Source organism: Acidovorax sp. 35-64-16 (assembly GCF_002281195.1).
In the GTDB taxonomy this organism is placed as follows: domain Bacteria; phylum Pseudomonadota; class Gammaproteobacteria; order Burkholderiales; family Burkholderiaceae_C; genus Acidovorax; species Acidovorax defluvii.
This window is the reverse complement of record NZ_NCFM01000062.1, coordinates 1-10,599: the sequence shown is the minus strand read 5'-3', so window position 1 is coordinate 10,599 and position 10,599 is coordinate 1. Positions and strand designations below refer to the sequence as shown.

The following is a 10,599-nucleotide window of genomic DNA, read 5'->3' as shown; positions in this document are numbered from 1 at the left end:
CAGCAGCCGCACAGCTGCACCATGCAGCGGTTTTGAGCCTCAGCGCGGCAGGTGGGCGGCGTGCTGATGCTGCCGCTCCGCTGCGCTCAGCGCCGAATCCGGTAGCCCGTCTTGAACACCCACCACACCGCGGCCAGGCACGCCGCCATGAACACCAGCGTCATGCCCACGCTCACGGCAATGTGCACGTCGGCTGCGCCATAGAAGGCCCAGCGCAGGCCGCTGATGAGATACACCACCGGGTTGAACAGTGACACCGTCTGCCAAAAGGGCGGCAGCATGTTGATGCTGTAGAACGCACCGCCCAGAAACGTCAGCGGCGTGACCACCAGCAGCGGAATGATCTGCAGCTTCTGAAAGCTGTCGGCCCATAGGCCGATGAGAAAACCGAACAGGCAGAAAGTGATGGCCGTGAGCACCAGAAAGCCGAGCATCCACACCGGGTGCGCGATCTCGTAGGGCACAAAGACCCGCGCCGTTGCCAGGATCAGCGCGCCCACCATCAGCGATTTGGTGGCCGCCGCGCCCACATAGCCCAGCAACACCTCGACCCAGTTGACCGGCGCGCTCAGCAGCTCGTAAATGGTGCCCGACCACTTGGGCATGTAGATGCCGAAGGCCGAGTTGGAGATGCTCTCGGAGAGCAGCGACAGCATCAACAGGCCCGGGATGATGTAGGCACCATAGTCCACACCCCCAATGTCGCCCATGCGCGAGCCAATGGCCGAGCCGAAGACGATGAAATACAGCGACGTTGAGAGCACGGGCGCAATCAGGCTTTGCGCCCAGGTGCGAAAGGCGCGGTTCATCTCGAAGCGGTAAATGGCGCGCACGCCGTGCAGGTTCAAACCCATCATTGGTCCGCTTTCTGTTCATGGACAAGGCTGACAAAGATGTCTTCGAGCGAGCTCTCAGACGAATGCAGGTCCTTGAAATCGATGCCGTGCTCGCCCAGTGCCCGCAGCAGCGCAGCAATGCCGGTGTCTTCCTGCTGGGTGTCAAAGCTGTAGGTCAGCGCGTGGCCGTCGGCAGACAGGGCCAGAGGCCAGCGCGCCAGCGATTCGGGCACGCGCTCCATGGGGTGCTGCAGCGTGAGGGTCAGTTGCTTCTTGCCGAGCTTGCGCATCAGCACGTTTTTGTCTTCCACCACGATCAGCTCGCCCTGGCGGATCACGCCGATGCGGTCGGCCATGTCCTCGGCTTCCTCGATGTAGTGCGTGGTGAGGATGATGGTGGTGCCTGCATCGCGCAGCGCGCGCACGAGGCGCCACATGTCGTGGCGCAGCTCCACGTCCACGCCGGCGCTGGGCTCGTCAAGGAACAATATTTTGGGCTCGTGCGACAGCGCCTTGGCGATCAGCACGCGGCGCTTCATGCCGCCCGAAAGCGCCAGTATTTTGGTGTCCCGCTTGTCCCAGAGCGAGAGGTCTTTCAGGATCTTTTCGATCAGCGCCGGGTTGGGGGCCTTGCCAAACAGCCCGCGGCTGAAGCTCACGGTGGCCCACACGGTTTCGAACGAGTCGGTGTGCAGCTCTTGCGGCACCAGGCCGATGGCGGCGCGGGCTGCGCGGTAGTCGCGCACGGTGTCATGGCCGTCGGCCGTCACGCTGCCTTCGGTGGCATTGGTCATGCCGCAGATGACGCTGATCAGCGTGGTTTTGCCAGCGCCATTGGGGCCGAGCAGGGCAAAAATCTCGCCGCGGTGGATGTCCAGATTGACGTTTTTCAGCGCCTGGAATCCCCCCGCGTAGGTTTTGCCGAGGCCGCGCACGCGCACGATGGCGTCTGCTGCGGGCGTTGAAAGGAGGGTGGCAGGCATGGATGGTTGTGTTGAAAGAGGTCGGGAAGGTTAGCGTGCACGCGCTGCGGCCACCTCGCGCCCCAGCTCGATCACCGCCATGGCGTAGTAGCTGGACCAGTTGTAGCGCGTGATGGCATAAAAATTCTCGGTGCCGGCGACGTAGCTGGGGGTGTCGCCGCCGTTTTGCAGCTCTACCAGCGCCAGGGGCCCGGTGTGCTGGGCACCTGTGGCATCCAGCACAGCGCCCTTGGCCTGCATGCTGGCGGCGCTGAACGTGGGCAGGATGTCGGGGGCCAGCAGCTCGTCGAGTTGCACGCGCGCGGGGTCGGAATCGAACTGCACGCTGTAGTGCGTGGCCATGCCCGGCGTCCAGCCGTGGGCAATGAAGTAATTGGCCACCGAGCCAATGGCGTCGGCAGGGCTGTTGAACAGGTCCACGCTGCCATCGCCGTCGAAATCAATGGCGTGGCGCACCCAGCTGGAGGGCATGAACTGACCCAGTCCCATGGCACCGGCGTAGCTGCCGCGTGGCTCGAACGGGTCGACATTGCTGCGGTGCATGAGGCTTAAAAACTGCTCCAGCTCGCGCTTGAAGAACTCGGTGCGTTCGGCGGCGCGCGGGTGTGCGGCAGGAAAATCAAAGGCCAGGGTGGCCAACGCGTCCATCACCCGGAAGTTGCCCATTTGCTGACCGTAGATGGTTTCCACGCCGATGATGCCTACGATGGTTTGCGCGGGCACGCCAAATTCGCTTTCGGCACGCGCCAGTGTGTCGGCGTTGTCTTGCCAGAAGCGCAGGCCCGCGCGGATGCGCACCGGGTCGATGAAGCGGCTGCGGTACACCCGCCAGTTCTTGGCCGTGCCCCTGGGCGGCGGCAGCATGAGCTTGGGCACCTGGGGCAAAAAGCGCGCCTGCCCAACGGCTTGGCGCACCCATTCGCGGTCCAGATCGCGGCGCTGTGCCAGGTCGTCGGCAAATTGCAGCGCCTCGGGGCGCGTGGCGTAGACGGTGCTGCCGTTCGCTGCGGTGCCGCGGGCGGTGGCGGCAGTCTGGGTTTTGCCAGAATTTTGATATTTTTGGGCGTTAGCGCTTATGGATATTACGCAAGTAGCTATTAATATTATAGCGGTTGATACGGTTTTCAGCATGTCGGTGGGCTCATCGGCGCGCGGCGGCGGCGGGCCAGGAAAGGGTTCGGAACTCGCGGCGCAGGGCGCCGAGTTGGTGGGCAGGGTGGGCGGCATAGCGCAGTTGCTCCAGCCGCAGCAGCCAGTTGGCCACGCCCTGCGCGGAATCGCCAAATTGTGCCTGCACCCGCTCGGCCATGGCCCGGGGAGGCAGGGTGTCGGGCAGGGTCAGCCCGCTTTTGGCCAGGCGCTGGCGGGCGCGGGCCAGCAGGCGCAGCCAGGGGTCATGCTGGCTGCGCTCCCACAGCGTCCAGCCGGCACCGCCCAGCGCGGCCAGCCCCACCAGCGCGCCCAGCACGGTGGTGAGGTCTTGCCAGCTGGGCGATTCAAACCCCAGCGCCTTGAGCAGGTCGAGCTGACGGCTTTGCGTGTAGTTCAGCACCCACTGGTTCCAGCCATTGTTCACGGCCTCCCACATGGCGCGCAGGTTTTGCGCCATGCCGGGGCTCATCACGGTGCCCACGGCGGTGGCCAGGGCGCCGCGCGGCGCCTGCAGGCGCTCAAAGGCACCGGTGCGCCCGGGCGCCACCGCGCTGGTGGGGTCCACGCGCACCCAGCCGCGCCCGGCCATCCACACTTCGGCCCAGGCATGGGCGTCGCTTTGGCGCACGGTCCAGTAGCCGTCCACGGTGTTGCGATCGCCGCCCTGGTAGCCGGTGACGATGCGTGCGGGCACGTCCATGGCGCGCATCAGCACCACAAAGGCCGAGGCAATGTGCTCGCAAAAACCTTCCTTGCGGTCAAACCAGAACTCGTCGGCCGTGTGCTGGCCGTACACGCCGGGCTCCAGCGTATAGGTGTAGCCGCCGGTGCGCAGGCGCGTGAGCGCAGCCTCGACCAGCGCGGGCGTGGCGTCACGGGTCGGGTCGGGGGCGATGCGCGGGTTGCTGCGCAGCTCCTGGGCCAGCGCCAGCGTGCGGGGGTTGAAGCCAGGGGGCAGCTCGGTGTAGGCGCGCAGTGCGGGGGTGGCGGTGTCGGGCCCGTGGCGAAACTGCGGGTAGCTTGTCGCCTGGTAGCGCGTCACGTCGGTGATCGGGCGGCTGGTGAGCCACTGCAGGTCATCCGTCATGAAGGCACCCATGCCAGCCACGCTGGGCTTGTCACGCACGGCGTCCAGCACCAGCAGCCAGGGGCGCTTATGGGGCTCCAGCGTCACTTCGTAGCGCAGGGGCGCGCCCTCCACTTGCAGCTGGGCGGGGCTGTTGGGGCGCTCCAGCGCGCGGTTGCCCGCGCGGTACGACAAAGGGTGCCATTCGCTACCGTCAAAGGTGGCAAACACCGGGCCCCGAAAATACAGGTCGCTCTGCGGCGGCGGGGCACCGCCGGGGGTGTCGAAGCGCACGCGCATTGCCACGCTGTCGTCCAGCGCCAGCTCGGCGATGTTGCCCACTTTCATCACCCCTGACAGCCCGCTGCGCCCCGCCATGGTGTCGCTGGGCATGCCCCACAGCGGGGCCATGCGCGGAAACAGCAAAAACAGCGCCGCCATGATGGGCGCCCCCAGCAGTGCCATGGTGCCGGCCAGGCGAAACGCATGCGCCAGCGGCGGGCGCCCCACCGGCATGTGGGCATTGACCAGCGCCGTAAGCAGCCCCAGCAGCGCCACCAGCATGGCCACGGCCGTGGGCAGCGACTGCGAGAAAAAGAAGTTGCTGAGCATCGTGAAGAAGCCCAGGAAGAACACCACCATGGCATCGCGCCGCGCGCGCACTTCCAGCGTCTTGAGCGCCAGCAGCATCACGATGAGCGTGACACCCGCATCGCGTCCCAGAATGGTCTGGTGGGTGAACAGCGTGCCGGCCACCGCCACCGCCAGCAACCCGGCCACGGCCCAGCGCCCCGGCAGTTGCCGACCGTTCCAGGCCAGCCAGCCGCGCCACAGCAGCACGGCACCCGCCATCAGGCTGGCCCAGGCGGGCAGGTGGGCCACCTGCGGCGCCATCACCCAGGCAATCACAACGAGCAGGAACAGCGTGTCCCGCGTGTCGCGTGGCAACGTGGCAAGGGTCTGGCGCAGGGTCATGGTGTGAGGCGCAGCGCCCGCACACAGGGCGGGAATTTGCTATTAAATAAGGAGCTGTCAGCGCTTGATGGATAAGCGCTACAGGCTATTTTTGTGCATATTTCTGGAATGGGGCTCAGCACAGTGCCAATGCCTCCAGGCAGCGCTGGCGGTGGGCCGCGCCGGTGTCCGGGGCCAGCTCCAGCGCCGGCAGACGCAGGCCATAGTCGATGCCCAGGCGGTCGGCCTGCAGCACCCAGGCTGTCAGGCGCGAGATGCGGGCTTCATGGTCGGGCAGGGCGGCATGGGCCAGGTCCAGCCACAGCTCGTGGCGCTGGGCCTGCTGCGCGTCGCGGCTGACGAGGTCGTCCGTGCCCGTGGCCAGCGATTTGGCGGCTTTCTTCCAGACCACCAGCTTGAGCGGGTCGCCACGCCGGTAGGCGCGTACGCCGTCGAACTCGCCAATGCCCTGGGTGCTGGCGCTGCCCGTGCCGCTGGCACGCGGCTCACCGGGCGGAAGCGGCGGCGCGGGCACTTCGGGAGCGGGGTACACCAGCACCTGCGCGGCGGGGCGCCAGTAGGTCCAGACGCGAAAGGTGCCCAGCGGAAAGCGGGTTTCGGCCATCAGGGTGGGCACCCGGTGCAGGCCCCGGCGCTCGGGGCGAAACGCCACCTGCACGCTGGCGCTGCCCTGCGCGGGCACGTCGGTCAGTGCCCAGTCGTGGCCGGCCTTGCCATGGCCGTGCACAGACAGCGCAATGCCGTGCCGCGGCGTGTTCCGGTCGCTGAAAAGCTGCACTTCAAACGCCGTGCTGCCGCCCAGAAAGTGGGGCTCGGGCGCTTTGAGGTGCAGCGTGATGCCGCGCAGCGTGGCATGGCTCAGGTGCATGCCCACCACCGCGCTGCCCGCCAGCAAAAAGGTCAGCAGATAGCCCAGGTTGAGCTGGAAATTGATGGACGCAATGAGCAATACAACCAGCGTCAATGCCAGCATCCAGCCGGCGCCGGTGGGCAGGATGTACACGTTGCGCTGCGTCAGCACCAGGGTGTCGGACAGCGGCAGGCGTGCTTGCCACCAGCGCTGAAAACGCCCGCGCGCAAAGGCCAGCGGACTCAGCGCAGCCAGGCGCGAGGGCGTTGCGCCGCGTGGCGGTGCAGCGGTCGCGGGGGCATTGGCGGGGGCGACGGATGCGGGGGCAGCGGCGGGCGGCATGGCTTGCAGGGTCAGGGCAGGGGAACCGAATCGGCCATGGCGCGCACCTGTTCCCCCGCGCCACGCCGCGCGTCGCCCACGGGCACCAGGCGGTGCGCGATGGTCTGCGGCAGCACGGCCTGCACATCGTCGGGGGCCACGTAGTCGCGCCCGCTGATCAGCGCCTGCGCCTTGGCCGCGCGCACCAGCGCAATGCCGGCACGCGGCGACAGTCCCTGCAAAAACCAGCGGCCGGTGCGGGTGGCGGCAATCAGGTCCTGCACATAGTTGAGCAGCGGCTCGGCGGTGTGCACGGCCAGCACCTGGCGCTGCAGTTGCGCCAGCTCGTCCTGCGACAGCAGGGGCAGCAGGCTGTCCACGAGGTCGCGCCGGTCGCCACCCGCCAGCAGCAGGCGCTCGGCAGCGCGGTCGGGGTAACCGATGGAGATGCGCATCAAAAAGCGGTCGAGCTGCGATTCGGGCAAGGCAAAGGTGCCCAGCTGGTCGTGCGGGTTCTGCGTGGCGATCACGAAAAACGGGTGCGGTAGGGCGCGGGTTTCGCCCTCCACCGACACCTGTTTTTCTTCCATGGCTTCGAGCAGTGCGCTTTGCGTTTTGGGGCTGGCGCGGTTGATTTCGTCGGCCAGCAGCACCTGGGCAAACACCGGGCCGGGGTGGAACACGAAGGACTCCTTGCCCCGTTCGTACACCGACACGCCCGTGAGGTCGCTGGGCATCAGGTCGGCGGTGAACTGCACGCGCGAGAACTGCAGGCCAAACGTGCGCGCCAGCGCGTGGGCCAGCGTGGTCTTGCCCACGCCTGGCACGTCCTCGATCAGCAGATGCCCACCGGCCAGCAGGCAGGCCACGCAGTCCTGGACCTGGACACTTTTGCCCACGATCACCGTGTTAAGCTGATCCAAAAGAGATTTGATTTTTAGCTGTGCATGCATGGCGTCACGTTATCCGAAAAAAGAGACACGGGGATTTCACTGTGAGCAAAACAGGCTATTTCACCCACCCGGACTGCCGCAAACACGAAATGGGGCCCGGCCATCCGGAATGCCCCGAGCGGCTGGACGCCATCGAAGACCGCTTGCTGATCACCGGCGTGGCCGATGCCCTGGAGCGCTACGAAGCCCCTGAGGCCTCGCTGGCCGACATCGAACTGGCGCACGACCGGCTGCACGTGGCAGCCATGCGCGGCCTGTCCGATCTGCTCAACGAAGAACTGCTGGCGGGTGGCCCCGCCTACTCGCAGCTCGATACCGACACCTCGATCAATGCCCACACCTGGCGTGCGGCACTGCGCTCGGCAGGTGCGGCCCTTGCCGCCACCGACGCGGTGATGGCTGGCGAGATCTCCAACGCGTTTTGCGCGGTTCGCCCGCCCGGTCACCATGCCTGCCACAACAAGGCCATGGGGTTTTGCTTTTTCAACAACGTGGCCGTGGCGGCCAAATATGCGCTGCAGCGCTACAACCTGCAGCGTGTGGCGGTGGTGGACTTTGATGTGCACCACGGCAATGGCACCGAAGACATCCTGGCCAGCGAGCCGCGTGCGCTCATGGTGAGCATTTACCAGCACCCGTTCTATCCCTACAGCGGCGACCAGAATCCGGCGCCCAACATGGTCAACGTGCCGGTGCCCGCTTACACGCGCGGCATGGACATCCGCGAGATGATCGAGATGATGTGGATTCCGCGCCTGGAGGCCTTCAAGCCCGAGATGATCTTCATCAGCGCGGGCTTTGATGGTCACCGCGAGGACGACATGGGGCAGCTGGGCATGGTAGAGGCCGACTACGCCTGGATCACCCACCGCATCATGGACATCGCCCGGCGCTACTCCAAGGGCCGCATTGTGTCGTGCCTGGAGGGCGGTTACGTGATGGGCCCCCTGGCGCGCAGCGTGGAAGCCCATGTGCGTGTGTTGGCGGACCTGTAATTTTTGAAGAAACCCCTTATGACTTCTGCCGCTACACCGCTGTCAGTCGCGCGCGACGCGCGCGGCGTGGTGACCCTCACCCTGAACGACCCTGCCCGCTTCAATGCGCTGGGCTCTGAAATGCTGACTGCGCTGCAACAGGCGCTGGACGCTGTTGCCCACGATGACAGTGCGCGCGTGGTGGTGCTGGCTGCCGAGGGCAAGGCGTTTTGCGCCGGGCACAACCTCAAGGACATGGCGGCGCACCCCGAGCTGGCCTGGTACCAGCAGCTGTTTTCGCAGTGCAGCCGCATGATGCTGAGCATCCACAAGCTGCCGGTGCCGGTGATCGCACGGGTGCAGGGCATGGCCACCGCGGCCGGTTGTCAGCTGGTGGCGCAGTGCGACCTGGCAGTGGCGTCCGACAACGCCAGCTTTGCCACCAGCGGCATCCACTACGGGCTTTTCTGCGCTACGCCCAGCGTGCCGCTGGTGCGCAATGTGCCGGCCAAGCGCGCCATGGAAATGCTGCTCACCGGCGACTTTATCGACGCTCCCACCGCGCTGGCGCAAGGCCTTGTGAACCGGGTCGTGGCGCCCGATGCGCTGGACGCCGAAGTCGAGAAGCTCGTGCAATCCATTGTGCAAAAGCCCCGCGCGGCTATTGCCATGGGCAAGGCGCTGGTCTATCAGCAGCGTGAACTGGGCCTGGAAGCGGCCTACCAGCTGGCCGGCCAGACCATGGCCGCCAACATGATGGACGGGGCGGCGCAAGAAGGAGCGCGGGCCTTTGCCGAAAAGCGCGCTCCTGCCTGGAAGGTTTGAACCCCGTGCAGTTTTCTTCGCCGATGTTTGACGACGTGCAGCAGTGGTTTCGGGCATTTGCACAGCCCACGGTTCTGGTGGAGCTTGGCACGCTGGCCGTGTGTGTGGCGCTGGCCTGGCTCATGGTGTCTGCCGTGCGCCGCGCGGTGCACCGCAACGAGCCGCGCTCCATCCTGTTTGGCCGCAAGGTGGTGGATGGCGTGCTGTTCCCCCTGACCTTGCTGGGCCTGGTTTATGTGGCGCGTGCGGTGGTGGTGCAGTGGGTGCCGTTGGCGGCGTTCAAGCTTGTGATTCCGGTGCTGATCTCGCTGGTGGTGATCCGCGTGGGGGTCAAGGTGCTGCAGGCCGCGTTCCCTCAGGCTGCCTGGGTGCGCCCCATCGAGCGCAGCATCTCCTGGCTGGCCTGGCTGGCCATGGTGCTGTGGGTTACGGGCCTGTTGCCGCTGGTGCTGCAGCAACTTGACGAAATCACCTGGAAGGTGGGCGCGTCCACGCTGTCGGTGCGCACCATGATCGAAGGTGTCGTGACGGCCTGCGCCGTGCTGATCGTGACCTTGTGGATATCGTCGGCCATCGAAACGCGCCTGTTGCGCTCGGTCACGGGCAGCGAGCTGTCGGTCCGCAAGGCGTTCAGCAATGCCGCGCGTGCCTTGCTGATGTTTCTGGGTTTGATCCTGGCCTTGTCCACCGTGGGTATCGACCTCACGGCCCTGTCGGTGCTGGGTGGCGCTATAGGCGTGGGCATCGGCTTTGGCCTGCAGAAGCTGGCGGCCAACTATGTGAGCGGCTTTGTCATTTTGGCCGAGCGCAGCGTGCGCATTGGCGACAACGTCCGGGTGGACGGTTTCGAGGGCCGGATCACCGACATCACGGGGCGCTACACGTTGATCCGGTCGGGGGTTGGGCGCGAATCCATCGTACCCAACGAGATGCTGATCACGCAGCGGGTAGAAAACCTCTCACTGGCCGACCCGCGTGTGTGGATGTCCACCGTGGTCAGTGTGGGCTATGACAGTGATGTGGACCTCGTTATTCGTTTGCTGGGCGAGTCGGCACTGGTCAACCCGCGCGTGTTGCGCGACCCGGGGCCTGCGGTGGCTTTGTCGGCCTTTGGCGCGGACGGGCTGGAATTCACCGTTGGTTTCTGGATAACCGACCCAGAAAACGGGGTGCTGGGTTTGCGTTCGGACATCAACCTCGCCATCCTCGCGGCGCTGCGCGCCCATCAGATTGAAATTCCTTACCCACAGCGCGTGGTGCACCTCCAGCGGCCGGAGTCGCCCGCTGGTGTCGAGGAGACCCGCGCTTCGCCAGGCGCTGCAGCCATTGCCTGATCTCGAAGCTTGGCAACCATCCGGGTTGACCCGCTTCGACCCGCAAGTGACAGCATGGGGTGGACATAGGGATCGTGCACTGGCCTATAATCCATAAAAAGCACGATCGTTCTTTTTATGACTCTTTGTATCGCGGGTAGCAGCGTTATTCGTTGCAGTGCGGCATAAAATGTTTTGTTTACGTAAACGTCAATTTAACCAACTCTAGGAGCCGCAGCAATGAAGGTCTTGGTCCCTGTCAAACGCGTGGTGGACTACAACGTGAAAGTCCGCGTCAAATCGGACGGCAGCGGTGTGGACACAGCCAACGTCAAGATGAGCATGAACCCC

Annotated in this window: 9 protein-coding genes and 1 pseudogene; 4 read left to right on the top strand and 6 right to left on the bottom strand. The window is 65.6% G+C overall.

Annotated features, from left to right (window positions below; all coding sequences use genetic code 11):
- Positions 1-86: 86 nt before the first annotated feature.
- From B7Y64_RS18555 to B7Y64_RS18530, 6 genes are all read right to left on the bottom strand, one after another.
- Positions 87-848, bottom strand: a complete 762-nt coding sequence (locus B7Y64_RS18555) for an ABC transporter permease (protein ID WP_291329544.1) — start codon at positions 846-848, stop codon at positions 87-89.
- Between the two features lie 5 nt (positions 849-853).
- On the bottom strand, positions 854-1,819 hold the full coding sequence (locus tag B7Y64_RS18550; protein ID WP_291326840.1) for an ABC transporter ATP-binding protein: 966 nt from the start codon (positions 1,817-1,819) through the stop codon (positions 854-856).
- A 30-nt stretch (positions 1,820-1,849) separates the two neighbouring features.
- Positions 1,850-2,950: a lytic murein transglycosylase B gene (mltB, locus tag B7Y64_RS18545; protein ID WP_291326838.1), complete on the bottom strand. Its 1,101-nt coding sequence runs from the start codon at positions 2,948-2,950 to the stop codon at positions 1,850-1,852.
- Between the two features lie 10 nt (positions 2,951-2,960).
- On the bottom strand, positions 2,961-5,012 hold the full coding sequence (locus tag B7Y64_RS18540) for a DUF3488 and transglutaminase-like domain-containing protein (RefSeq protein ID WP_291326836.1): 2,052 nt from the start codon (positions 5,010-5,012) through the stop codon (positions 2,961-2,963).
- 115 nt (positions 5,013-5,127) lie between these two features.
- Positions 5,128-6,204 (bottom strand): DUF58 domain-containing protein, encoded by a 1,077-nt coding sequence (locus tag B7Y64_RS18535; RefSeq protein ID WP_024815826.1) that lies wholly within the window; start codon positions 6,202-6,204, stop codon positions 5,128-5,130.
- A gap of 11 nt (positions 6,205-6,215) precedes the next feature.
- Entirely contained in the window at positions 6,216-7,136 is a 921-nt protein-coding gene (locus tag B7Y64_RS18530) for a MoxR family ATPase (RefSeq protein ID WP_291326834.1), read from the bottom strand.
- A gap of 41 nt (positions 7,137-7,177) precedes the next feature.
- Here B7Y64_RS18530 and B7Y64_RS18525 point away from each other — a divergent pair, with 41 nt between their 5' ends.
- The 4 genes and pseudogenes from B7Y64_RS18525 to B7Y64_RS18510 all read left to right on the top strand — a co-directional run.
- On the top strand, positions 7,178-8,131 hold the full coding sequence (locus B7Y64_RS18525) for a histone deacetylase family protein (RefSeq protein WP_024815824.1): 954 nt from the start codon (positions 7,178-7,180) through the stop codon (positions 8,129-8,131).
- 18 nt (positions 8,132-8,149) lie between these two features.
- Positions 8,150-8,935 carry an enoyl-CoA hydratase gene (locus tag B7Y64_RS18520; RefSeq protein WP_111867881.1) on the top strand — a complete coding sequence of 262 codons (786 nt, stop codon included), beginning with the start codon at positions 8,150-8,152 and terminating at the stop codon, positions 8,933-8,935.
- A 23-nt stretch (positions 8,936-8,958) separates the two neighbouring features.
- Positions 8,959-10,269, top strand: coding sequence for a mechanosensitive ion channel domain-containing protein (locus tag B7Y64_RS18515; RefSeq protein ID WP_035242247.1), 1,311 nt, complete (start codon positions 8,959-8,961; stop codon positions 10,267-10,269).
- Between the two features lie 219 nt (positions 10,270-10,488).
- Positions 10,489-10,599, top strand: a pseudogene (locus tag B7Y64_RS18510) (electron transfer flavoprotein subunit beta/FixA family protein); the annotation flags it as partial.

Bases quoted from the DNA above. Each gene is read 5' to 3' on its own strand.
- B7Y64_RS18550 (WP_291326840.1), bottom strand. From the start codon at position 1,819: ATGCCTGCCACCCTCCTTTCAACGCCCGCAGCAGACGCCATCGTGCGC.
- mltB (WP_291326838.1), bottom strand. From the start codon at position 2,950: ATGCTGAAAACCGTATCAACCGCTATAATATTAATAGCTACTTGCGTA.
- B7Y64_RS18540 (WP_291326836.1), bottom strand. From the start codon at position 5,012: ATGACCCTGCGCCAGACCCTTGCCACGTTGCCACGCGACACGCGGGAC.
- B7Y64_RS18535 (WP_024815826.1), bottom strand. From the start codon at position 6,204: ATGCCGCCCGCCGCTGCCCCCGCATCCGTCGCCCCCGCCAATGCCCCC.
- B7Y64_RS18530 (WP_291326834.1), bottom strand. From the start codon at position 7,136: ATGCATGCACAGCTAAAAATCAAATCTCTTTTGGATCAGCTTAACACG.
- B7Y64_RS18520 (WP_111867881.1), top strand. From the start codon at position 8,150: ATGACTTCTGCCGCTACACCGCTGTCAGTCGCGCGCGACGCGCGCGGC.
- B7Y64_RS18515 (WP_035242247.1), top strand. From the start codon at position 8,959: ATGTTTGACGACGTGCAGCAGTGGTTTCGGGCATTTGCACAGCCCACG.